At 38.4% G+C, this 23,527-nt stretch carries 20 protein-coding genes and 2 riboswitches; of the genes, 10 read left to right on the forward strand and 10 right to left on the reverse strand.

Annotated features, from left to right (window positions below):
- The first annotated feature begins 164 nt into the window (after window positions 1–164).
- Entirely contained in the window at window positions 165–1,115 is a 951-nt protein-coding gene (locus TP70_RS05175) for a DUF1002 domain-containing protein (protein ID WP_044360095.1), read from the forward strand.
- Between the two features lie 47 nt (window positions 1,116–1,162).
- On the opposite strand, the gene ahpF is transcribed toward TP70_RS05175, so the two are convergent.
- The 3 genes from ahpF to TP70_RS05190 all read right to left on the reverse strand — a co-directional run bounded on the left by ahpF (window position 1,163) and on the right by TP70_RS05190 (window position 4,409).
- The gene (gene ahpF / locus TP70_RS05180) at window positions 1,163–2,686 is read right to left on the reverse strand and encodes an alkyl hydroperoxide reductase subunit F (protein WP_044360097.1); all 1,524 of its coding nucleotides are present in this window, start codon (window positions 2,684–2,686) and stop codon (window positions 1,163–1,165) included.
- A 14-nt stretch (window positions 2,687–2,700) separates the two neighbouring features.
- A complete protein-coding gene (gene ahpC / locus TP70_RS05185; RefSeq protein ID WP_044360099.1) occupies window positions 2,701–3,270 on the reverse strand; it encodes an alkyl hydroperoxide reductase subunit C in 570 nt (189 codons plus the stop codon).
- A 362-nt stretch (window positions 3,271–3,632) separates the two neighbouring features.
- Window positions 3,633–4,409 (reverse strand): 2-keto-4-pentenoate hydratase, encoded by a 777-nt coding sequence (locus TP70_RS05190; protein WP_044360101.1) that lies wholly within the window; start codon window positions 4,407–4,409, stop codon window positions 3,633–3,635.
- Between the two features lie 135 nt (window positions 4,410–4,544).
- Between TP70_RS05190 and nfsA the strand changes: the two genes are divergently transcribed.
- Window positions 4,545–5,300 (forward strand): oxygen-insensitive NADPH nitroreductase, encoded by a 756-nt coding sequence (gene nfsA / locus TP70_RS05195; RefSeq protein ID WP_044360103.1) that lies wholly within the window; start codon window positions 4,545–4,547, stop codon window positions 5,298–5,300.
- A gap of 62 nt (window positions 5,301–5,362) precedes the next feature.
- Here the strand turns inward: nfsA and TP70_RS05200 are convergent, their stop codons facing one another.
- The 5 genes from TP70_RS05200 to TP70_RS05220 all read right to left on the reverse strand — a co-directional run bounded on the left by TP70_RS05200 (window position 5,363) and on the right by TP70_RS05220 (window position 10,134).
- A complete protein-coding gene (locus tag TP70_RS05200; RefSeq protein ID WP_044360104.1) occupies window positions 5,363–6,754 on the reverse strand; it encodes an L-cystine transporter in 1,392 nt (463 codons plus the stop codon).
- A gap of 83 nt (window positions 6,755–6,837) precedes the next feature.
- Window positions 6,838–7,935, reverse strand: a complete 1,098-nt coding sequence (thiO, locus tag TP70_RS05205) for a glycine oxidase ThiO (protein ID WP_044360105.1) — start codon at window positions 7,933–7,935, stop codon at window positions 6,838–6,840.
- A 128-nt stretch (window positions 7,936–8,063) separates the two neighbouring features.
- Window positions 8,064–8,166, reverse strand: a riboswitch (TPP riboswitch).
- Window positions 8,167–8,203: 37 nt separating this feature from the next.
- Window positions 8,204–8,803 (reverse strand): hypothetical protein, encoded by a 600-nt coding sequence (locus tag TP70_RS05210; RefSeq protein WP_044360106.1) that lies wholly within the window; start codon window positions 8,801–8,803, stop codon window positions 8,204–8,206.
- A gap of 110 nt (window positions 8,804–8,913) precedes the next feature.
- On the reverse strand, window positions 8,914–9,588 hold the full coding sequence (locus TP70_RS05215) for a hypothetical protein (protein ID WP_044360107.1): 675 nt from the start codon (window positions 9,586–9,588) through the stop codon (window positions 8,914–8,916).
- A 138-nt stretch (window positions 9,589–9,726) separates the two neighbouring features.
- Window positions 9,727–10,134 (reverse strand): general stress protein, encoded by a 408-nt coding sequence (locus TP70_RS05220; protein ID WP_044360108.1) that lies wholly within the window; start codon window positions 10,132–10,134, stop codon window positions 9,727–9,729.
- Between the two features lie 176 nt (window positions 10,135–10,310).
- Window positions 10,311–10,413, forward strand: a riboswitch (purine riboswitch).
- 187 nt (window positions 10,414–10,600) lie between these two features.
- Here TP70_RS05220 and xpt point away from each other — a divergent pair.
- The 5 genes from xpt to TP70_RS05245 all read left to right on the forward strand — a co-directional run bounded on the left by xpt (window position 10,601) and on the right by TP70_RS05245 (window position 17,406).
- Complete coding sequence (gene xpt, locus TP70_RS05225) at window positions 10,601–11,182, forward strand: xanthine phosphoribosyltransferase (protein ID WP_044360110.1); 582 nt, start codon at window positions 10,601–10,603, stop codon at window positions 11,180–11,182.
- On the forward strand, window positions 11,182–12,450 hold the full coding sequence (pbuX, locus tag TP70_RS05230) for a xanthine permease PbuX (RefSeq protein ID WP_044360111.1): 1,269 nt from the start codon (window positions 11,182–11,184) through the stop codon (window positions 12,448–12,450). Before xpt ends, pbuX begins: the two co-directional genes overlap by 1 nt.
- 34 nt (window positions 12,451–12,484) lie before the next feature.
- Complete coding sequence (guaB, locus tag TP70_RS05235; RefSeq protein WP_044360112.1) at window positions 12,485–13,951, forward strand: IMP dehydrogenase; 1,467 nt, start codon at window positions 12,485–12,487, stop codon at window positions 13,949–13,951.
- A 20-nt stretch (window positions 13,952–13,971) separates the two neighbouring features.
- Complete coding sequence (guaA, locus tag TP70_RS05240; RefSeq protein WP_044360113.1) at window positions 13,972–15,513, forward strand: glutamine-hydrolyzing GMP synthase; 1,542 nt, start codon at window positions 13,972–13,974, stop codon at window positions 15,511–15,513.
- A 393-nt stretch (window positions 15,514–15,906) separates the two neighbouring features.
- Window positions 15,907–17,406, forward strand: a complete 1,500-nt coding sequence (locus TP70_RS05245) for an RNA-binding domain-containing protein (protein WP_044360115.1) — start codon at window positions 15,907–15,909, stop codon at window positions 17,404–17,406.
- A 107-nt stretch (window positions 17,407–17,513) separates the two neighbouring features.
- Here TP70_RS05245 and TP70_RS05250 read toward each other — a convergent pair whose 3' ends face one another.
- Window positions 17,514–18,314: an ABC transporter permease gene (locus TP70_RS05250; RefSeq protein ID WP_044360116.1), complete on the reverse strand. Its 801-nt coding sequence runs from the start codon at window positions 18,312–18,314 to the stop codon at window positions 17,514–17,516.
- A gap of 12 nt (window positions 18,315–18,326) precedes the next feature.
- Window positions 18,327–19,250 (reverse strand): metal ABC transporter ATP-binding protein, encoded by a 924-nt coding sequence (locus TP70_RS05255; RefSeq protein WP_044360118.1) that lies wholly within the window; start codon window positions 19,248–19,250, stop codon window positions 18,327–18,329.
- Window positions 19,251–19,744: 494 nt separating this feature from the next.
- On the opposite strand from TP70_RS05255, the gene TP70_RS05260 reads away from it, so the two are divergent.
- The 3 genes from TP70_RS05260 (at window position 19,745) to TP70_RS05270 (ending at window position 23,489) form a co-directional block, all read left to right on the forward strand.
- The gene (locus TP70_RS05260) at window positions 19,745–21,391 is read left to right on the forward strand and encodes a trypsin-like serine protease (protein WP_044360119.1); all 1,647 of its coding nucleotides are present in this window, start codon (window positions 19,745–19,747) and stop codon (window positions 21,389–21,391) included.
- 175 nt (window positions 21,392–21,566) lie between these two features.
- Window positions 21,567–22,556 (forward strand): adenosine deaminase, encoded by a 990-nt coding sequence (gene add / locus TP70_RS05265; RefSeq protein ID WP_044360121.1) that lies wholly within the window; start codon window positions 21,567–21,569, stop codon window positions 22,554–22,556.
- A gap of 114 nt (window positions 22,557–22,670) precedes the next feature.
- Complete coding sequence (locus TP70_RS05270) at window positions 22,671–23,489, forward strand: alpha/beta hydrolase (protein ID WP_044360122.1); 819 nt, start codon at window positions 22,671–22,673, stop codon at window positions 23,487–23,489.
- The last annotated feature ends 38 nt before the right edge of the window (window positions 23,490–23,527 follow it).

Genomic DNA, 23,527 nt, shown 5'->3' on the forward strand with positions numbered 1-23,527 from the left:
CCCTCCTAAAACATAGTTAACTGATAAGAATTAAGTGAATTATAGCATGATTAAATCCATTTGGGTAGCTTATTTTCAGAAAATTTACTGTCGGGCTGAGGATTGATACGATAAGGTATATCTCATGGTAAAATAGGGAAAAGTGTGAATAAGGAAGTGAGTATATGTATAAAAAACTATTGATTAGTGGTGTGGCGGCTTCGGTATTATTTGCAGGTGTTGAACATAATGTGTCAGCTGCGAATGAATACAAACCGAAAGAAGAGATTTTCCTTCAAGGTGCTGATTTGAATGCAAACCAACTAGCAGAAACGAAAGATGCGTTAGGCGTTGGCAATGGAACGACAACGTATCAAGTGACGAATACCGATGTCATTCGATATACGGGTACAGAGTATGATTATATTCACTCAAGTGCACTTATTAAGCCGAAACGTTTTACACACGGTGTAGACGTTGAGATTGAGACACCAGAGAACATTACACGTATTACGAAAGAACAATATATGAATGCGGCGATTACGGCAGGTATTCAAGATGCGACGATTCGTATTGCGTCGATTGACCCAGTGACGGGAGAAGGTGCACTGACAGGTATTTACAAGGCATATGAAGCACAAGGGAATTCGTTGAACAATGAAGACATTCAAAATGCACATAGTGAAATGAATGAGTTAGCACGTATTAGTGAGAACAATGCGAATAAAGATGGTTATTCGGATGAAGCGTTGAATGAAGCAATTGCTGATATGAAAGCACAAATTGCGGATGCGGTTGCGTCTGATCAGCAAATCAATGAGTTAACGATTAATAACATAGTTAATCAAACATTAAACGAGAGTGGTTTGAATAATGTATTAAGTAATAACGAGATTGCGGTCATTCAAAATATCATGATCAACGTGTCACAATCAGATGTGATGAGCCAAGACCCAGAATCATACAAAAAACAAGCGAATGAATTAAGGGATAGTATCCAAAAACAAGCAGGCGATAAACTTGAAGCGTTGAAAGAGCTAGATAACGAAGAAACACGTAACTTCTTGCAGAGATTGTGGGATGGACTCGTAGACCTCGTTACAAGAGTGTGGCATTGGCTTGTATCATTCTTATAAGAATCACAAAAAAGAAGCCCACATGAAAATGCGGACTTCTTTTTTTATTAGTTACGGATAAGGTAATCGAAAGCTGACAATGCAGCTGTTGCACCTGAACCCATTGAAATAATGATTTGTTTATAGCGTTGATCTGTACAGTCACCAGCGGCAAAAATACCTGGGACATTTGTTGCACCAAGACGGTCCACTTCAATTTCGCCCATTCTGTTGCGGTTAACTGTGTCACCTAACCATTCAGTGTTTGGTGACAGACCGATTTGAACAAAGACACCATCTAAGTCGATATGTTTTTGTTCATTAGACTGCATATCTTCGTAAGTAAGGCCGGTTACGCGCTCCTCACCATTGATTTCTTTTGTTGCAGCATTTGTGATCACTGATGTATTTGATAATGAATTTAAACGTTCTTGTAGGACTTTGTCCGCACGCATTTCAGCACCAAATTCAAGCAATGTTACGCTCTTACAAATACCTGCAAGGTCGATGGCTGCTTCAACACCAGAGTTACCACCACCAACAACTGCTACGTTTTTGTTCTCGAACAATGGACCATCACAGTGTGGACAGTAAGCAACACCTTTGTTTGCAAGTTCTTGCTCACCTGGTACACCAAGTTGTCTCCAACGTGCACCTGTTGAGACGATTAACGTTTTTGAACGCAGTGTTGCACCGTTGTTTAATGTTACGTCGATGCCATCATCTGTTTTGTTTACAGATTCCGCACGTACACCTTTCATCACATCAATATTGTATTCATTAATATGTGCTTCAAGGTTACCTGCAAGTGCTGTACCTGTTGTTTTCTTCACGCTAATCAAGTTTTCAATATCTTGTGTATCGTTCACTTGACCACCGATACGATCAGCAACAATACCTGTACGCAAACCTTTACGTGCAGCATAAATTGCTGAACTTGCACTTGCCGGGCCACCGCCGATAACAAGTACATCAAATGTTTCTTTACCTTCAAATTCAGAAGCGTCTGGGCCTTGACCAAGTTCGCTTAAAATATCTGTGACAGTCATACGACCACTGCCGAACTGTTCACCATTTAAGAAGATAGAAGGAACGGCCATAATGTCTTCAGCTTCATCTTTAAATGCCGCCCCGTCAATCATTGTGTGCGTGATATTAGGGTTGATGACACTCATAAGGTTTAATGCTTGAACAACATCTGGACATTTTTGACACGTTAAACTAATAAATGTTTCAAAGTTTAATGGTTTATCAATTGCTTTGATTTGATCGATTACAGATTGTTCTTCTTTCGGTGCACGGCCACTTACTTGTAACAATGCAAGTACGAAAGAATTGAACTCATGACCAAGAGGAACACCGGCAAATGTAATGCCAGTGTCCTCTCCCGGTCTATTCACACTAAAGCTAGGTGAACGTTTTAAGTCTGCTTTTTCTACTGTAATGCGTGATGACATGTCTGCTACTTCATTGACAAGTTCTTCCATCTTTTGAGATGTTTCACCTGAGCCAGTGCTTAGTTTGAAGACAACGTCACCTTCCATCAAATCAAGAAGTTGTGCAAGTTGATTCTTTAACTCTTGATTAAGCATTCAGCAAAGCCTCCTTAAATTTTACCTACTAAATCTAAACCTGGTGTTAAAGTTTCGCTACCTTCTTCCCATTTCGCTGGGCAAACTTCACCTGGATTTTGACGTACATATTGTGCAGCTTTGATTTTGTGTACTAATGTGCTTGCGTCACGGCCGATACCGTCTGCATTGATTTCAGCTGCTTGAACAACACCGTCAGGGTCAACGATGAATGTACCACGTTGTGCAAGACCTGATGTTTCATCTAATACGTCGAATTGACGTGTAATTGTTTGTGATGGGTCACCGATCATTGTGTATTTTAATGTGCTGATTGCATCTGAGTGATCATGCCAAGCTTTGTGTACGAAGTGTGTGTCTGTTGATACAGAGAATACGTTTGTACCAAGTTCTTGTAATTTTTCGTATTGGCTTTGAACGTCTTGTAACTCAGTTGGACATACGAATGAGAAGTCAGCTGGGTAGAATACAACAACGCTCCAGTTACCTTTTAAGTCTTCTTGTGTTACTTCAACGAATTCGTCTTTTTTTGCATCGTATGCTTGTGCTGTGAAATCTTCAATTTGTTTACCGATTAATGACATGTTAATTGGCCTCCTAATATATGTGCTTATTATTATTAGATTAGAACTACCACAAAGTCTTCTTTGTTATAATTCCTTTTTAATAATAATTCTAATCTTGAGTATTATTATGGCATGGAAAGATAAAAACGTCAATTATTAAACATCAATAAATTGAACGTGTCTTTTATCATGCAATGTTGCTGTACTGGAATGATGTACAGTAGTAAACAACATGGACATATGCCATATGTTTATCATAGCATTGATTGTTGTGAATTCTCAATTAAAGACACCTTTATTGAAAATGTCGATGGCGACTTCTTCCTAAACTAAGTTAAAAAGACTTTTCAAGGATGACTCGAAAAGCCTTTTAATATGGATTAGTTAAATGTGACAGTGACGCGTCCTACGTTTGCATAGTCAACGGTATACGTGCCTTTTTCTGCTTTGATAGGTGGGATAAATGTACCAGATGAAATGACATCGCCTTTTTTGAGTGCTTTGCCATGGCTTGCTAATTTTTGACTTAACCATTGGACCGCTTTCGCAGGATTGCCGAGTACTTCAGATGCTACACCTGTTTTGATTTCTTCGTCGTTATACTTTAAAGACATTGTCACTTGACCTAGCTGCTCGTAATCGAGTTGTGCGACTGGTTCGCCAACAACGACAAGACCTGTAGCTGTGTTGTCTGCTAGTAAATCGCCTAATGTAAAGTTAGGGAACCAGTCTTGGTAGCGTGCATCTGGTACTTCAATAGCAGGTGCGAGTTGTGAATGGTTAAGTACGTCTTCAACGCTTGGTTCTGCCGGTAAATCTTCTGTGATTATAAAAACTAATTCAGGTTCGATGAGCGGTGCGAATAGCTTATCTAATGATACGGTTGCACCGTCTTGCTTAAGTACGGTTTGTAGTAATGTGCCATAAGCCGGCTCATGGGTATTGGCGTAAGCTTGTGTTTCAGCACTTGTCATACTCACTTTATAGCCTGCGATCTCTGTTTGATTGTGTGATTTCAATTTATCGATTAAAGCATCTTGCGTTTGATAACCTAGTACTTCATCTACTGCTGCTTCAGGGTTTAAGAAAGGAATCGGTTGTTGTGACGCGTATGCTTGGAATACTTGTTCTGCTAATTGATGTGCTTGTTGTGACATAAAGACACTCCTTTTTATCAGAAAATTTATATTATTATGATAAAGGTTTGTGGGCAAAGATGCAAGTAAGCAAGGGACATGCGTTTCAAACGCTAATTTGCTAACATGAGAAAAAAGCATAGAGGAGTGTCACGTATGTCAGACTACGTTTATGATTTAGCGAAGAAACATCATTCGGTTAGAAAATTTAAAGCGGAACCGTTAGCACGTGAAACAGTTGAAAAGTTGATTGAAGCAGGGCAAATGGCATCAACATCTAGTTATTTGCAAACGACGTCAGTGATTGGCGTAGAAGATGTAGAGAAAAAATTAGCGCTGAAAGAAGTTTCAGGACAGCCTTATGTGGTGGACAACGGTTATTTACTTGTATTCGTGATCGATTACAATCGCCACAGTATTGTCAATGAACATCAGTCACGTGATATGACAACGAGTTTTGAATCGGCAGAAGGTTTACTTGTTGGAACGGTGGATGCGTCATTGATGGCACAAAATATTGCTTTGACTGCTGAAGATATGGGATATGGCATAGTTTACTTAGGTTCATTGCGTAATGAAGTTGCACGTGTACGACAAATTTTAGACTTACCTGAGTATACGTTCCCGCTCTTTGGCATGGCGATAGGTGTACCAGCAGATGATGAGAACGGCGCACCGAAACCACGCTTGCCGCTGGAGCATGTTTTTCATATTGATACGTATGACAAAGATAGAGAGACGCAACGTCAACAATTGGATGCGTACGATCAAACAGTATCTGAATATTATAAAGAAAGAACACAAGGTAAACGAACAGAGACATGGTCAGAACAAGTTGCAAACTTTATGAGTAGCAAACAGCGTTTAGAGATGAATGACTGGCTCCAAAGTTCAGGATTTAATAAAAAATAGTAAAAAAACGCCGTATATTCGGATAGCATGACGCTAACTGATTATACGGCGTTTCGTTTGTATTAATTTGTTGCGGTTAATTCATCGTATTGATTGTCGTTGAATATATCTTCATCTAATTGTTTTGTAAGTTTGGCTGTACCAGTTCCTGCTAGCATTGAGTCATTGACATTTAATGCTGTACGTCCCATGTCGATTAGCGGTTCAACTGAGATAAGCACACCGGCAAGACCGACTGGTAAGTTCAACGCTGAAAGGACAAGGATAGAGGCGAATGTTGCGCCACCGCCGACACCTGCTACACCAAATGAACTGATGATGACAACGAGCACGAGTGTTGCAATGAATTGAAGGTCGACTTCAACACCTGCAACAGGTGCGACCATGATTGCAAGCATGGCAGGGTAAATACCGGCACATCCGTTTTGTCCTATAGACAGACCAAATGAACCTGAGAAGTTTGCAATTGCTTGTGGCACACCTAAGCGGTTCGTTTGCGTTTGAATGTTTAATGGTAACGCACCTGCGCTTGAGCGAGATGTGAAAGCAAATAACATCACTTCTGTTGTCTTTTTCATATATTGGATTGGGTTGACACCAAGAACGGCTAAAATAATCATGTGAATAATATACATTGTGATCAATGCCGCGTATGACGCGATAACAAATTTACCGAGTGTCCAAATCGCTGCAAAGTCACTTGTTGCTAATGTATTTAACATGATGGCTAAAATACCGTATGGCGTTAAGCGCAATACGAATGTAACAATTGCCATAACAAGTGCGTACACTGCATCGATACCACGTTTTAAAACATGACCATTTTCAGGTTGCTTACGTGCGACACGCAAGTATGCAAAACCGATAAATGCCGCGAAAATAACGACGGCAATTGTTGACGTTGAACGTGCACCTGTGAAGTCTAAGAAAGGATTCGCAGGAAGCAGTTCTAAAATTTGTGCTGGTAACGTCGTAGCTGTTAAATCTTTCGCTGTTTGTGCGATTTCTGAGCTACGTGCATTTTCTGCTTGTCCTAAATCAATGCTTGATGCGTCAAGGCCAAATAGCATCGCATAAGCAATACCAACGATAGCAGCAATTGCTACTGTACCGATTAAGAACATAAAAATATAAGAACCCATTTTGGCAAACTTTTCACCGATATCGATTTTAGTGAATGCCGCAATGATAGAAATAAAAACGAGTGGAATCACAATCATTTGAAGTAAGGAAATATATCCGTTACCAATGATGCCAATCCATTCCGTTGTTTGCGTTGTTATCTTGCTCTCTGCACCGTAAATAAGTTGAACAATGACACCTAGTAGAATCCCTAGACCGAGTGCGATAAATACGCGTTTAGGGAATTTGACATGTTTTTTCGCCATAATCCACAAGCCAGCAAGTACAGCGATGAAAATAATTAAGTTAAGTATGATTAAAAATGTAGACATATAGACGCTTCCTTTTTAATTCCGATTTGTATTATAAGAATAAGCGGAAGTACTTATAAAATCAAGCCCTATACATTATTTTTTTATTTAATTGGTGAAAATGGCAATAATTGTTTCTTTGCATTTGAATTGCCGTCTATCAATTGTGCCATAAGCTGTCCAACGATAGGTGACAATAAAATACCATTACGGTAATGTCCTGTTGAAACATAAAGGTTAGGACGTATCGCACCCATAATTGGGATACCGTCTGGTGTGATAGGGCGTATGCCCGTCCACGTTTTAATGACACGGTGTTGACGTAGCGCCGGTATCATATGTAGGCTTTCCTGATCCAACCAACGAATATTTGTCGGGTTATTATGCGTACTCCAATTATCGAGTTCAGATGTTGCACCAATAAGGAAGCGATTTGGCTTTTTAGGAACAATATAACAGCCATTCATATTGAAAATGGTCTCCTTCAAACCTGTGTAGTCAGATTCAATAAGTTTGACATCGCCTTTAACCGGTTGTGTAGGAAGTTCGATATCTAATTGTTTGAGCAACGTGCCACTCCATGCGCCTGCCGCAATAATGAGTTGATCTGCATAAAAGACACCACGAGACGTAGCGATATGATAATGGTCATCCGTTTGTGTAATATGCATGACCTCAGTGTGCAAATGCAAGTCGATATGTGGTCGTTTTGCGACGGATTGCAACAAAGCTTGCGTATATAGGTTAGCGTTGATTTGTCCATCGTCATGAATTTTAAAAGCAGCACATGTTTCAGTATCGCAATTCGGGAAACGCTGACGCAATTGTGCAGGTGTTAGTTGATATATCGCATGATCTTGTGACGACAGAAAAGCAAATTGTTTCTCGACATCTGGCATATGTGCGGCACACGTAGCAACTTTGATGAGACCATATGTTTGTAATTCAATATCCATGTGTGTTTCTTTGCGAAGTTGCTCGGCCGTTTCGGGCATCATAGCACGGCTTGCCATTGCTAGACGATAGAGCGGAGTGTCTTCAAAAAACTCATTTTGTGCGCCTAACATTCCGCCCGCAGCGTATGAGGCGTTCATTCGTGGCGTAGACCGGTCGATAATGTGTATGTGTCGCCCTTTATGATTGAGTTGACGTGCAATAGACAATCCCATCACACCCGCACCGATAATAACAGTTTGTAACATAAAAAAACCTCCTGCATGTTAGGGTGCAGGAAGTTGACATGTATGATTGAAATTGAGTCATGCATAATGCGTGCTTCAATATGTTCAGTAACAAGTAGAACACGGCACAAACACACGATGACACATGTAATAACATGTTGTCGCTTCCCTTCGATGGTATTAACCATATCAGGTTCAAAGAGTTAAGAGTCTATCTTTCTCAGCTCACTTCGAGCACCCCTAGCATGATATTGAATTTTTAGCGTATCTTGCTATATAAATACATTATTTAACCGCCAAATAAGCGTTGGAAAAAGCCTTTTTTCTCGTTGTTTTCAATTGTATGTGCCAAAGCTTTTTGTTCTTCAATTTGCGATTCGATATGTTTTTGTGTAGTACCAAGTTGTTCTGTTTGCTTCTTCTGAGCTTCTGTTAAGGCATCCATAGACGCACTGTTCGCTTTGAGTTGTGCTTCTAACTTGTTATGTAACTCAGTTAAAGCTTCTTGTTGTTTGTGCACTTGTGTGACCATTTGACCAAGCATTTGACGTTCTTCACGCATTTGATTGATTTCGTTGTGTAACTCATTGAATAAGTTAGAAAGCTGCTGATCAGCTGGTAACTGTTGTGCATCGTCTTTAACGATGACTTGTAAGAAGTCTTTTTCTTTTTCGAGTTCTTCAAATGCGAGCTCATAACTATTCGTTTGACCGACACGCTCGGCAATCTCTTGGAATAATTCAATATCTTCTTCTTTAAAATCAGTCGCTTCACGTCCACGATATTCCGTTTTACCTAAATGATAACCACGTTCTTCAAGGTGCTGAACGATTTTGCGAACTTGTTTTTCGCTTAAGCCAGATTTTTGGGCAAATTCTTTTGTTAGCATATAACCGGATCCTTTCTCCTACAATTTAGACGACTGTCAGTGTTCGTTCAGTGACCCGTCAGTCTTACCTCTCCCTAATTGTAGCGAGTTTATTGCTTGATTTCAAGAGCTTATGCGCTTGGGTCTTTACGCAAATCCATCTTAACGAGTAATGGATAAATGATTTTTCGTGGTAGACGGTTGGCAAAGACATACTTCAGAATATAGCACGACTTAATACTTGTACCATAAATGTCTTTCGTCAAAGGGATATTTGCTTTGATATAAAGATCAAGTGGCACCGGCTTACCATTGCGATCAAGAGATGGTTGTATATAAGGGATTTTCGTTTGCTTTTCAAACCCGTGTTGTGTGAGAAAACGTCTGCGAAATGCGATGTCGTCTGCGGTTTTAGAATCAACGTCAGGCGATTCAAATGTTGACTCAAACATAAAGAAGTTTACATCTTTACCGTGTAGTTGGTTAGACAGCACGTTAATTTGTGCTTCGGTTTGTTTCAGTGTTTCTTCAAGATACGTTTCGTGATTGTCACCGTGTTCTGCAAGTAAATAAATGATAAAGCCAGCATTTGTCGTCGCTTCATAGTGTGCCGTTGCAAAACTGACCACACGTTCTTCTTCAATACCTACTAAAAATACGTAATCATTTTGTGTTTTTTCTGTTTTAAGTGATTGAACAAAAACGGATTCATCTTCAGTGACAAGGGCGTCTAACTTACCTGTGTAGAAGTCGAGTGCTGGTTCGTACCATGGATCTTGTGTTGATTTAATTTGAATAAATTTCATAGCCTATCACCTCTTTGTAGTGGCTCTAGTATAGCATAATCATTTTGTATGAAATATAAGTATGACAGCATGTTGCATATAAAAAGCACCTGAGCATTATGATATATTGCCCAAGTGCTTGTATTGTGTTGCCTGTAATTATTCGATGTCACCTTTGTGTTCAGACGGATGATGTTTAAAGTCTTGTGTTTCGTAGGCGCTGTTTGAATGCGCAACTTCGCCTTGTGCGTGTGGGATGTGATCTACAATAATGGCAATTTCCCCGTCAATGACAGCTTGTTTTAATTGTTCTTTGTCGTTGTCTGTAAGATTGTAACGTGTAAACGCAGCTTCTTCAGGGTCTTCTCCGATAAAAAAGCGCATAAACTTGTCACTAATCGTACCAGCAGTCGGTTTTTGCTTTACCTCTGAGTCATTAAAACGGTCTGTTTTGAGTCGGTCCTTGCTGATAATCGTAATTTCGTGCTCTTTATAACCATCACGTAATAATGCATCAACAGCTTGAATTGTTTCTTCTTCACCTTTTACTAATTTAAAATGAGTCATTTTGGACGCCCCCGTTCATCATTATTTAGTTTTTCAAATACCCTTTAAAATAAAAGTTAAACGCATACATTTTTATTATGCGATTATATGGTAACTTTTGTAAAGGGTTGCATGATTTCTAAAAATCAACGTTTTGCACCCTAGTATTGCTAAAAAACGTTAAATTTGCTATTATCAGTTAATAATTTATATAGACTCATATAATCTGAAGAATATGGCTTTAGAAGTTTCTACCATGTCGCCTTAAACGATATGACTATGAGTAATGACTACATCTGTAACACACGGCGTTTGTTTCGTTTTTTCATTGCGTAGTGTGCATCTTAAACAACCGCAATGGAAAAGGACGTTTTAACGCGCATGTCTGCGTTATTTTACAATTGTATGATGATTACTCAAACACCTGAAACAATATTCTTTAGTTTTGGGGTTTTTTAATATCTTGAGTTATCAAGGAGGAATAGTTTTGGACGCGTTAAAGAGAAAAGTCATGGAAGACGGTGTGGTCATTGACGAACGCATTCTTAAAGTGGATGGGTTTTTAAATCATCAAATTGATGCAGGATTGATGTACGAGATTGGGGAAGTCTTTCATTCGCAATTTCAAGACCAAGGCATTACAAAAATTTTAACGATAGAAGCATCTGGTATTGCACCAGCGATTATGGTGGCACACCGTTTTAATGTGCCATGTTTATTTGCGAAAAAAGCAAAGCCAAGCACATTAAATCAAGGTTATTATCAAACAGATGTACATTCATTTACGAAAAACAAAACAAATTCGGTCATTGTTTCTAATGAATTCCTATCAGATCAAGATACCGTCTTAATTATTGATGATTTCTTAGCAAATGGCGAAGCGGCACTCGGTTTACATCGCTTAGCACAACAAGCAGGGGCTAAAACAGCAGGTGTCGGCATATTAGTCGAGAAAAGCTTCCAACCGGGGCGTGCACGTCTAGAAGAAGCAGGACTTGTCGTTTCTTCACTTTGCCAAGTAGCCTCACTCAAAGGGAACAAGGTCACGTTGTTAGGAGATGACCAATAATGAGAAGGTTTTTGCTGAGTTTACAACACTTACTCGCTATGTATGCAGGGGCGATACTCGTGCCAATTATCGTAGCGACGAGCCTAGACTTTTCTGCGGAACAAACGGCGTACCTTGTAACAGTAGATATTTTTATGTGTGGGGTTGCGACATTCCTACAAGTATATAGAGGGATAGGTATCGGTCTGCCGGTCGTCTTAGGATGCACATTTACCGCAGTTGCACCGATGATTTTGATCGGTCAAACGAAAGGGATTGACGTTTTATATGGCTCGTTATTTTTATCGGGACTATTAGTCATCGTTATCGCACCGTTTTTTGCATCTCTCGTTAAACTCTTCCCACCTGTCGTAACGGGAAGTGTCGTAACGATTATCGGTATTACATTAATGCCCGTTGCGATGAACTATTTGGCAGGGGGACAAGGTGCCAAAGATTACGGTGATCCGAAACATATTGTGTTAGGTGCTGTGACACTTGTTATTATTTTAATTTTACAGCGTTTTGCACGTGGATTTTTAAAATCTATCGCCATTTTGTTAGGACTTGTGATTGGAACTATTCTTGCAAGTTTCTTCGGCGTAGTAGACACAGGACAAGTAAGCTCAGCACATTGGTTTGAACTACCAAGACCTTTCCGTTTTACAGGCTTTGGCTTTGATGTAGGCGCGACGATTGTATTCTTCATCGTTGCACTGGTCAGCTTAATCGAGTCAACAGGTGTGTATCACGCATTGAGCGAAATTACTGGCAAGACATTAACGCGTAAAGACTTCCGAAAAGGTTATATGGCAGAAGGGATTGCGATTACGTTAGGATCAATTTTTAACGCGTTCCCTTACACAGCGTATTCTCAAAACGTTGGGCTTGTGTCATTGTCAGGTGCCAAAAAGAATGATGTCATCTACGGGATGGTCATTTTGTTAATTATTTGTGGTTGTATTCCAAAACTCGGCGCGCTTGCAAATATTATTCCTTTATCCGTATTAGGTGGCGCAATGCTGGCAATGTTCGGCATGGTCATGGCATATGGGATGCGCATCTTAAATGATATTAACTTTAAAAACCAAAATAACTTATTAATTATTGCAATTTCTGTCGGCTTAGGTGCCGGTATTACTGCAGTACCAGAAGCGTTTCAAGCGCTTGGTGATCAATTCGCATGGTTAACACAAAACGGTATTGTACTCGGTACGTTATCAGCAATTGTATTAAATTTATTTTTTAATGGTCTAAACTATCAACAAAATCAAGAAAATGTGAAATAATGTAACTAACAATTTGAATGGAGGCTGTACAAAAATGTGGGAAAACAAGTTTGTAAAAGAAGCACTAACATTTGATGATGTTTTATTAATTCCAGCAGAATCGAATGTATTGCCAAAAGAAGTGGATTTGAGTGTAACACTATCAGACAAGATCAAGTTGAATATTCCGATTGTATCAGCAGGTATGGACACAGTTACTGAGTCAAAAATGGCAATCGCAATGGCACGTCAAGGTGGTTTAGGTGTCATTCATAAGAATATGAGCATTGAAGATCAAGCAGATGAAGTACAAAAAGTAAAACGCTCAGAGAACGGGGTTATTACAGACCCATTTTATTTAACACCAGATGAAAGTGTATACGAAGCAGAAGCATTGATGGGTAAATACCGCATTTCAGGTGTGCCAATCGTAGAAAGCAAAGATTCACGTAAACTTGTCGGAATTCTTACAAATCGTGACTTAAGATTTATTGAAGACTTTTCAATTAAAATTTCAGACGTTATGACGAAAGAAGACTTGGTTACAGCTCCAGTAGGTACAACATTGGAAGAAGCAGAAAACATTCTTCAATCACACCGCATTGAAAAATTACCATTAGTTGAAAATGGCGTATTAGAAGGTCTTATTACGATTAAAGATATTGAAAAAGTGCATGAATATCCTTACTCAGCAAAAGACGAACACGGTCGTTTACTTGTTGCAGCAGCAATTGGTATTGCGAAAGATACGTCAATCCGTGCACAAAAACTTGTTGAAGCAGGTGTAGATGCACTTGTTATCGATACAGCACACGGTCACTCACAAGGTGTTATCGATCAAGTAAGACATATTAAAGAAACATATCCAGAAATTACAGTTATTGCAGGTAACGTTGCGACAGCTTCAGGTACAAAAGCATTGTTTGAAGCGGGTGCAGATGTTGTCAAAGTAGGTATTGGACCAGGTTCAATTTGTACAACACGTGTCGTTGCAGGTGTAGGTGTACCACAAATTACCGCAATTTATGACTGTGCGACAGAAGCACGCAAACACGGCAAAGCGATTATTGCTGACGGTGGTATTAAGTTCTCAGGTGACATCGTTAAAGCATTAGCTGCTGGTGGACATGCTGTTATGTTAGGTAGCTTATTAGCAGGTACAAAAGAAAGCCCAGGACAAGTTGAAATGTTCCAAGGCCGTCAATATAAAGTGTACCGTGGTATGGGCTCATTAGGTGCAATGGCAAGCGGTTCTAATGACCGTTATTTCCAAGAAGATAAAACACCTAAGAAATACGTGCCAGAAGGTGTTGAAGGTCGTATTGACTATAAAGGACCATTACAAGACACAATTTATCAATTAATCGGTGGCGTGAAGAGTGGTATGGGCTACACAGGTTCTCACAACTTACAACAACTACGTGATGAAGCACAATTTACGAAGATGAGTGCAGCCGGCTTAGCAGAAAGTCACCCACACGATGTTCAAATTACGAAAGAATCACCTAACTACTCATTCTAAGGTTAAAGGAGTACAACAGTATGGAAATGGCAAAAGAACAAGAACTGATTCTTGTCCTAGATTTCGGAAGTCAATACAATCAACTGATTACACGTCGTATTCGTGAAATGGGCGTTTATAGTGAATTGCATGATCATGAGATTTCGTTAGATGAAATTAAAAAGATGAACCCGAAAGGTATCATTTTATCTGGTGGACCGAACTCGGTATACGAAGAAGATGCGTTCACAATTGATCCAGCAATTTATGATTTAGGTGTACCGGTACTAGGTATTTGTTACGGAATGCAATTAACAACAAAACTTTTAGGCGGTAAAGTTGAGCGTGCAAATGAACGTGAATACGGTAAAGCGATTATTAAAGCGAAGTCGGACGAATTATTCCACGGTTTACCAGAAGAACAAACTGTATGGATGAGTCATTCAGATAAAGTAATCGAAATTCCAGAAGGCTTTGAAGTGATTGCGGATAGCCCAAGCACGCAATATGCGGCCATTGAAGATAAAAAGCGTCGTATTTATGGCGTACAATTCCACCCAGAAGTACGTCATACAGAATACGGAAATGATTTATTAGAAAACTTTGTCCGTCGCGTATGTCAATGTACAGGTCAATGGACAATGGAAAACTTCATCGACATCGAAGTTCAAAAAATCCGTGAAAAAGTAGGCGATCGCAAAGTATTATGTGCGATGAGTGGCGGTGTAGACTCATCAGTCGTTGCCGTATTGTTACACAGAGCAATTGGTGATCAACTGACATGTATTTTCGTAGATCATGGCTTATTACGTAAAGGTGAAGGCGACATGGTAATGGAACAATTTGGAGAAGGCTTTAACATGAACATCATTCGTGTTAATGCGAAAGACCGTTTCATGTCAAAACTTCAAGGCGTTTCAGACCCAGAGAAAAAACGTAAAATCATCGGTAACGAATTCGTATATGTATTCGATGATGAAGCATCTAAGTTGAAAGGTGTCGACTTCCTTGCACAAGGTACGCTTTATACAGACGTTATCGAATCAGGTACAAAAACAGCACAAACAATCAAATCACACCATAACGTAGGTGGTTTACCAGAAGACATGGAATTTGAACTGATTGAACCAATCAACACGCTGTTCAAAGATGAAGTGCGTGCCCTTGGTATCGAATTGGGTATTCCAGAACACCTCGTTTGGCGTCAACCATTCCCAGGTCCGGGTCTTGGTATCCGTGTCCTTGGCGAAATTACGGAAGACAAGTTAGAAATCGTCCGTGAATCAGATGCGATTTTACGAGAAGTCATTCGTGAAGAAGGCTTAGAACGTGAAATCTGGCAATATTTCACAGTATTACCAGACATTCGCTCAGTAGGGGTTATGGGTGACTACCGCACATATGACTACACAGTCGGCGTCCGTGCGGTAACATCTATTGACGGTATGACAAGTGACTTTGCACGTATCGATTGGGAAGTCTTACAAAAAATCTCAACACGTATCGTGAACGAAGTCGATCACGTCAACCGCGTTGTCTATGACATTACATCTAAGCCACCAAGCACAATTGAGTGGGAATAAGGATATAACATAAATAAGAGGCTAGAAATACCGTTGTTTTGCGGTTTCTAGCCTTTTTAAGTTATATAAACGACAAGAGTGTTATAGGTAATAATAAGTATACGATGTAATCTTGTTGTTTGTTTATGGCGTTTTGATTATACTGGAAAAATAGAGACTCTAGTTTATAAAAATCGCTATATTAGCATATTATCTAAAAGCAATGAACTCATGCGTTATGATAAATAAAGTAGTTGAAGGGGATTAAGATATATCTATAAACCTCTAGAAAACCTCTAGAAAATTTAGCTGTAAAACACTGTAGATATAAAGCATTTAGGGAATGACTGTCAGAAAACCTCTAGAAAACCTCTAGAAAACCTCTAGAACTAGAGAAGAAAGGATTGAAGGATAATGACATTAAAATTTTTGGAAGAAGGAACAACAGTTGAGTATAAAAAGGCAAAGGGTCAGTTTCCAAAGACTTTTTGGGATACCTATTCTTCTTTTTCCAATACTGAAGGTGGGTATATTTATCTAGGTGTTAGTGAAAGCGATTATGGATATGAAGTGACTGGTTTGGTTGATGCACAAAAATTTATTCAAATTATTGTTGATACAGCTAATGATAAGCAGTTTACTAATTTCAATAATATAAAAGTCAGTAATATAGAAAAATTAGAATATAAAGGCTTAGAATTCTTAAGAGTACGCGTACCTGAAGCAAAGAGTGAATACAAACCAGTACATGTTAGAGGTAATATAAATAATAGTTTTATAAGAAGAAATGATAGTGATCATAAAATGAGCAATGAAGAAATGAGACGTTATCTAAGGGATGCTAACCCAAATAGTGATAGTGAATTATTATCTAATTTTACAATTGAGGATTTAGATTTGGATACTATTAAAAAGTATAAGTCTTTAATTCATGAAAGAAATTCAGAGATGGACGTTTTATCTATGGATCACTGGGAGTTTCTAAAGCAATTTGGAGCTGTAGGAAGGGATAGGGAAAAGAATGAATATAAGCTGAAAAAAGGGGCATTGTTATTTTTTGGTAAAGAAAATGCTATTTTAGATGTTTATCCTAAATTCCATTTAGACTATCGTAATAAAACGCATTATTCTGAAGATAAAAGATGGCTTGATCGAGTGAGTTCGGGTGAAATGGGGAGTGAAGAAATAAATTTATTTAATTTTTATAATACGGTTTTAAATAGATTGACGAATACAGTAATGGAAGAATTTGTATTAGATGATGAAACAAAAGTTCGTCAGGATGTTAAAAGTGATGTTGAAGTTGCTTTGCGAGAAGCACTGGCAAATTTACTGATACATGCTGATTATGAGGACAACTCATCTATCATTGTAGAAGCCTATAAAAATAATTATGTATTTAACAATCCGGGAGAAATGTTAGTCACAAAAGAAGAATTTGCAAGAGGAGGAGAATCTAAAACTAGAAATGCAACTATTTTTACATTATTTAGAAAAGCTGGTTATAGTGAGCGAGCTGGTTCAGGGGGCATGAAAATATTCAATGTAGCCAAAAGGAATAAGTTCCGTATGCCGGAGATTCAGAGTAGCGAAGGAAAAACAAAACTAAAAATATGGAAAATTGACTTAGTTGATAGCTACAATGATTTGACAGAACCGGAAAAGAATATTCTAAGATATATTATTAAAGAAAATAGAAATGTTAAAATGAAAGAAATACAAAATTTGGAAGGCTTCACTGAATATATCGCTAAAACAAACATCAATAAACTTATTCAAAGAGATATTGTTATGAAATTTGGTGAGAGTCGTTCTACCACTTATGGTTTGAAACCTAATAGCAGTGAAATGATTGCTAATATAGAGCACAGTATGAGAAATATACAAGAATACATTGTAAATAAAAGCCGATAAATCCTTAATCTGAATAGTATATAAAGAATTTAGGTTGTTTTGATATAAAAGGAAGGGGCTGGGACATAGACACCCAATCCCCTTTTTCAGAGAAAGCTTGAACATATCTAGTTTTCCTTAATGACAAGATTACTACGTTTCAGTACCCAAATGCCGCAAATCAATGAGAGAGTTGTTAATCCAACAGCTAATAACAAATAGAAATGGTCTTGTATACCAAACAATGTGTTACGCATGGCTGTCACTTGATAAGTTAACGGATTAATAGATGCGACGATATTAATGTATTGTGGTACGTTTTCAGCGAGATAAAAAGTAGGTGCTGAGAACCCCAAAGGTAACATCATCATCGCAATAATTGTATCTCTTTTTTGATAATCATTGATAAAAACAGTAATCATAATGCCGATAGATGTCCAAAAAAGTAACGAAATGATGCCGATTAAAATGACAATGACAAACTGTATAAACGATATGTTTAAATCAAATGGTAGTGTGAGTACGTAAAGTAATAGTGATTGGACGGTAAAACCAATGACAGGGTATGTTGACATGCCGATGATATAGTAAAATGGCTTAATGCCACTTAAGAATTTGAGTGACAACAAGCCCCATCTTTTATCTATCGTTGTTCGATATATCGTTTGTGTCATTTGGCTTACAATTAATAACCCCATTACACCAATCAATGCGTAGGACTGGTATTGGATGTCCATATTAAAGTATGTGATAGTACCTAAAGCACCTCCGAGCCCCATGACTAAAAATAGAAAATAAATCGTCGGTTGGACGACTTGTGTGATTAAGATATTTTTGTTGCGCCAAAAAGCTTTAAATTCTATGTGCATTAAAATGCCTAAACTACTAATGCCTAAGTTGCTTTTCTTTCTGAATTCTTGGACTAACATATACCCATCCCCTTATTGTTTGATAGATAAATAAGAATCACGTAAACTCTTTTTTTCTTCGCTGAAACTTTTAATTTTTCCCAATGTTGCACATGCTTGAATAACATCTGATACGTTCTGGGTATGGTTGATATTGAATCTAATCGTATGGTCATCTATAACGTCATATTGGTTCACATGTTGTGCCATAACTGTATGAACAGTAGTTGTATTAAGTGGCTCTGCATAGACAATCGTATAGTTGATGGTTTTGTTGTTATTTTCAATGAAATCTGCCATATTACCGTAATATTTGAGTGCTCCGTGATCGATATACAACACTTTATTGCAATATTTCTCTAATAAATTGAGATCGTGTGACGATACGATTGCAGCAGCATCACGTTCTTTAACAGCATCACTTAAATAACTGAGAAAGCTTTCTGCAGATTCCGTATCTAAACCAGTCGTTGGTTCATCTAAAAGATAAAAAGCAGGGTTATGTGCAATGGATCGTGCAATTTGTACCCGTTGTTGCTGACCACCAGATAATTGATCTACCGTCAAATGATGTTTGTCTTCTAAATTTACAATTTTTAATGCTTCGGTCGCCAAATGAGTGGCTTCTTTATTTTTATATCCAGCTAACAATGTGCCCAATACGACATTATCTAAAACTGTTAAGTACCAATCGACGACTTGTTGTTGCGGACTAAAACCTAAAAAGCTGTATGGGTGTTTCGACGGCAAGTAGGTGTCGTTAATTGTGACTGTACCAGATTGATACGATTGTACCCCTGAAATCGTATTAATCAATGTCGATTTGCCGGAACCGTTAGAACCGACTAAGGCAACGAAGTCTCCGCTATCAATATCGAATGTTATATCACGAATCCCTTTTTGATTGTCATACAGTTGTGTCACATGTTGAATTGAAAGTAGTGTTGATGTGTTCATATGTATCTATCCCCTTTGTATGAAATTGTATTCCCACCCAGTAACACTAGTGTCGCATAAATTTTTAAAAAATTGAATAATTTAAAAGAATTTTCTGTAAATTAACAGTGAACTAAAAACTCTAATCTAACAATACACGCTCAAAGATAATGCAAAGGAACACCCATGGATTCTGAACCGTGATAAAAAACTGCTATATAAATATGAGAATGACAGCATGTGTCTGAATGGAATTGATTTGATAGAAAACGAGGTGCGGTAAGTAACAGTGAGAACATGCCACAGATATAGCACTTTTATTATTTTAATATAGTATTTCTGGTTAAATGAGCGTATGAATAAAAGGTCGTGACTTGTTTATTTTAGATATCTATACGAGTTGCTCTACAAGGTAGCTATCTAAAACCAAATAATTTAGGTTAACCTAACAAATAAGTTGATTAAAATTAAAAACAAGGCTATACTACATGATAAAGAGAGAAAGGAGTCATGCCATGCATAAATTTAACTACATAAAAGTGCCGTTAATTATGACGGGTCTATATTTTGTTTCTCCAATATCCAGTGCACAGGCGAGTGAGGTTGAAGAAACGCCAACACCCAATGTAACGGCTACGACACAAGAAGTAACGCAAGAACAGCAAGTGGCAGGCGATGATAATGTTACTGACCATTCATTAACGACACAACCATTAAATGCACCTGCTGAACAAAACAATTCAAGTGAGGTACAAGGCAATACATATAGTGCAACAGAGACGTTTGACGAAGATTTAGAAGATGTTGCATCGGATATGGATGTTGATGAAGCATCAGACGAACCATTTGTTTATGACACGTCTAAAGACCCGAATTATGACGCAGAAGGAAATTTAATAGATACACGTAAGAAGTTAACGGGTAGTGATATGAAAGCTGAGACGGCTTTCGTTCATACGGATAATGCGAATTATACGGGTGAGATTGAAAGTCTAAAAGGTGGTGATGGATCGGGTGCTGTTATCGGAAAAAATCTAATTTTAACAGCCGGTCATGTTTTGTATAACAATAATTATCCGAGAGATTACATGACAGGTGGCTATGTCATACCTGGAAAAGATGGGGAGAACGAACCGTATGGTAGATTTAAAATTAAGGCGATGTATGTACCTGACAAGTATCAAGAAACGCCTTGGAGACGGTATGACATGGGTATTATTGAAGTTGAACCGAATGAGAAAGGACAGTCTATTGGCGACTTAATTCAACCGTATAATATTAAGCCTTTTGATCGCAGTATGATTGGTAAAAAAGTGTATAGTCAAGGATATCCGATAGAGAAGAATCGTTTAACAAAGAACCAGTGGCAAGCGGACGGGACAATTATTCAAGTTCAAGAGCAAGGGACAATTGAATATTCCATGCTGAATTCTGAAGGACAGTCTGGCGGACCTGTTTTGTTAGATAACAGTCGTGATATTGTCGCAATTCATACGTATGGAACAAGAGGTAATGATTACGGCACATTAGGTACGCCAATCACACCAGAGTTATACGATTGGATTAATGGCTTTATAGAGAAAGAGGCGCCAAGAATGCCGGTGGAAGACGTTGCGTCAATTGAACAAGGCGATGCACCGGCTAAAGAAGACGTTGCGTCAGTTGAACAAGGCGATGTACCGGCTAAAGAAGATGTTGCATCAGTTGAAGAACCTGCTGAACCTGTTCAAGTGAAAGAGGAGCAACAAAGTTCTGATGATGTGACGCAAAATACGCCTGCCTCTATGCATACGACTGAGAAAGAAAGTGAACAACCAGTGACTGTGCCGGTTTCAGCATCAGGGTCATCGGATGTGGGTGTGAAGTCTATAACTAATGCAATGGCGAAGGTTGAAAAGACTACTGTCACACCAGTAACATACCATCCTAATCATTCTGATGATGACTCAACTGTGCGTACGCAGACAACTCATAAGGCACATTTGACAGATATGCGTCCTGGGAAGTCTAGCGGGACGTCATCGACAAATAATGTAACGAAACGTCAACTGCCTTATACTGGAGAGTCAGAAACACATACAGCACCAGTCATGGGGTTTGTATTGGCATTTTTAGGCGCTATCGCCATACGGTTTAGAAAGCAATTTAAAAATATGAAATAATAATAAAAGGCTAGAACATATCACTTTTAACGGGTATGTTTTAGCCTTTTTTGTTTGAAAAGAAAGTTCGTATTTTATCTATGTATTGTTATTTGTGTCTCGATCAAACTGTGGTATTCTTATAACAATAAATTTGTGATGAGATAAACTTTTTATAGTTTTGAAAGGAACGCATATGAATCGTACAGTCAGAGAGATACCTAAGATAGAGTTACATTGTCACTTAGATGGATCAGTCAGTCCGGAATATTTAGCGACACAAGCTGAAGAACAAAATATAGCTCTTGATATGGAGAAAACGTCAGTCGATGATGATTGCCAAAGCTTAGTCGAGTATTTAGGGTGTTTTGACGAAATACTCAAGGTTATGCAAACAGAGAAGAGTTTGATTGATAGTGTTGTTGATGTCGCTGCTCAAGCCCATCGTGACGGGATTAAATATATTGAATTGCGCTTTGCACCTAAGTTTCATTTGGACAAAGGATTATCGTTATTAGATGTCATTAGTGCGACTGTGCAAGGTGCGATGAAAGCAGAAGCGCAGTATTCAGTTGTCGTACGTTTATTAGTATGTGGTATGAAACATCATAGTAACGCTGAGAATATTGAAGTGTTTCGCTATTTACATGAACAGCCGTCATTACAAAAATATGTTGTCGGTGTCGATTTGGCAGGTGGAGAAGAAGATGATGCGATGTATGAATTTGCGGAGTGTATTGCCTATGCGAAAGCACACAAGTTGAATATTACGTTACATGCAGGCGAATGTGGTTGCAACAAAAATGTTTATGACGCCATTAAACTAGGTGCAAAGCGTATCGGACATGGTGTCTCGTCTTTGAAAGATACCGAATTGTTAAGTAAGTTGAAGCGTGAAGATGTATTGTTAGAAATTTGTCCGTGCAGCAATCTGCAAACAAAAGCCATTCAAAACATTAATGATATCGATATTCCTTTGTTGAAACAGTTGGACGTTCCATTTTTAATTAATACAGATAATCGAGGCGTTACACGTACGAATCTCGTTAAGGAATATGCTTTGTTATTAGACAATCAACTGTTAACGCTTGAAGATATTCCACTGATTAACAAAAAAGCGTTGAAATATGCGTTTGTGGATTCGGAAACGAAACAGCAATTAATCAAAACTTATTTTGATGTGTAAGCTAACGAACATCTTAATGTTTTTTCGATCATCAACAGGTTATGAAGTGAAAAAACCTCAAATTTCTATTACTATTTAGATATAGCATTTATAAATTTCCAAGGGGTGGTTTATATGAACTATATTAAACATTTAACATCTGAGGACGGCACAATGCTTCATGTGAAAGTGAATGATATTGTCGGCGAAGAGGCTAAAGCGAATGTCATTATTGTACATGGGCTGGCGGAGTCGTTGGAACGTTATGATGAGATTGCGCACTATTTGAATGAACAGCAATTCAATGTCATTCGTTATGATCAACGTGGTCATGGTCATTCAGGTGGACAACAAACGTTTTATAGTCGTATTGACGAAATTGTGGAAGATTTGTCGGCAGTGATTGACTATGTGAAGCAAACGTTTGAAGGGAAAGTGTATTTGTTAGGACATAGTATGGGTGGTTATACGGTTACGTTGTTTGGCACAAAACATCCGAATGTAGTGGACGGTATCATTACTTGTGGTGCGTTGACACGTTACCAGTTAGAGTTGTTCGGGCAACCAGATCGTAGTATTTCGCCACAAACGTATTTTGAGAATCAATTAGGCGAAGGTGTATGTTCAGATCCGGATGTCATGAAAAAATATGAATTAGACGATTTAAATGCGAAGCGTATTTCAATGGGACTCGTCTTTACACTGCTAGATGGTGTCGAATATTTGAAAAAGAACGCTGAAAAATTGACGGACAATATTTTAATCTTGCATGGTAAAGAAGATGGCTTAGTGAGTTACAAAGACTCGTTACAATTATTTGATGAAGTTGGTTCAGAGCACAAGTCGATTCATATATACGATGGGTTACAGCACGAAATATTAAATGAAAGTTCGTATAATCGAAGTATTTTTGCGGAGATTGTATATTGGCTAGAAAATGAATTGAAGCGATAAAATCAAAAAGCTAGAACATCCGAGTGGGGCGTTCTAGC

The organism is Staphylococcus microti, from assembly GCF_000934465.1.
In the GTDB taxonomy this organism is placed as follows: domain Bacteria; phylum Bacillota; class Bacilli; order Staphylococcales; family Staphylococcaceae; genus Staphylococcus; species Staphylococcus microti.

Bases quoted from the DNA above. Each gene is read 5' to 3' on its own strand.
- TP70_RS05175 (WP_044360095.1), top strand. From the start codon at position 165: ATGTATAAAAAACTATTGATTAGTGGTGTGGCGGCTTCGGTATTATTT.
- ahpF (WP_044360097.1), bottom strand. From the start codon at position 2,686: ATGCTTAATCAAGAGTTAAAGAATCAACTTGCACAACTTCTTGATTTG.
- ahpC (WP_044360099.1), bottom strand. From the start codon at position 3,270: ATGTCATTAATCGGTAAACAAATTGAAGATTTCACAGCACAAGCATAC.
- TP70_RS05190 (WP_044360101.1), bottom strand. From the start codon at position 4,409: ATGTCACAACAAGCACATCAATTAGCAGAACAAGTATTCCAAGCATAC.
- nfsA (WP_044360103.1), top strand. From the start codon at position 4,545: ATGTCAGACTACGTTTATGATTTAGCGAAGAAACATCATTCGGTTAGA.
- TP70_RS05200 (WP_044360104.1), bottom strand. From the start codon at position 6,754: ATGTCTACATTTTTAATCATACTTAACTTAATTATTTTCATCGCTGTA.
- thiO (WP_044360105.1), bottom strand. From the start codon at position 7,935: ATGTTACAAACTGTTATTATCGGTGCGGGTGTGATGGGATTGTCTATT.
- TP70_RS05210 (WP_044360106.1), bottom strand. From the start codon at position 8,803: ATGCTAACAAAAGAATTTGCCCAAAAATCTGGCTTAAGCGAAAAACAA.
- TP70_RS05215 (WP_044360107.1), bottom strand. From the start codon at position 9,588: ATGAAATTTATTCAAATTAAATCAACACAAGATCCATGGTACGAACCA.
- TP70_RS05220 (WP_044360108.1), bottom strand. From the start codon at position 10,134: ATGACTCATTTTAAATTAGTAAAAGGTGAAGAAGAAACAATTCAAGCT.
- pbuX (WP_044360111.1), top strand. From the start codon at position 11,182: ATGAGAAGGTTTTTGCTGAGTTTACAACACTTACTCGCTATGTATGCA.
- guaB (WP_044360112.1), top strand. From the start codon at position 12,485: ATGTGGGAAAACAAGTTTGTAAAAGAAGCACTAACATTTGATGATGTT.
- guaA (WP_044360113.1), top strand. From the start codon at position 13,972: ATGGAAATGGCAAAAGAACAAGAACTGATTCTTGTCCTAGATTTCGGA.
- TP70_RS05245 (WP_044360115.1), top strand. From the start codon at position 15,907: ATGACATTAAAATTTTTGGAAGAAGGAACAACAGTTGAGTATAAAAAG.
- TP70_RS05250 (WP_044360116.1), bottom strand. From the start codon at position 18,314: ATGTTAGTCCAAGAATTCAGAAAGAAAAGCAACTTAGGCATTAGTAGT.
- TP70_RS05255 (WP_044360118.1), bottom strand. From the start codon at position 19,250: ATGAACACATCAACACTACTTTCAATTCAACATGTGACACAACTGTAT.
- TP70_RS05260 (WP_044360119.1), top strand. From the start codon at position 19,745: ATGCATAAATTTAACTACATAAAAGTGCCGTTAATTATGACGGGTCTA.
- add (WP_044360121.1), top strand. From the start codon at position 21,567: ATGAATCGTACAGTCAGAGAGATACCTAAGATAGAGTTACATTGTCAC.
- TP70_RS05270 (WP_044360122.1), top strand. From the start codon at position 22,671: ATGAACTATATTAAACATTTAACATCTGAGGACGGCACAATGCTTCAT.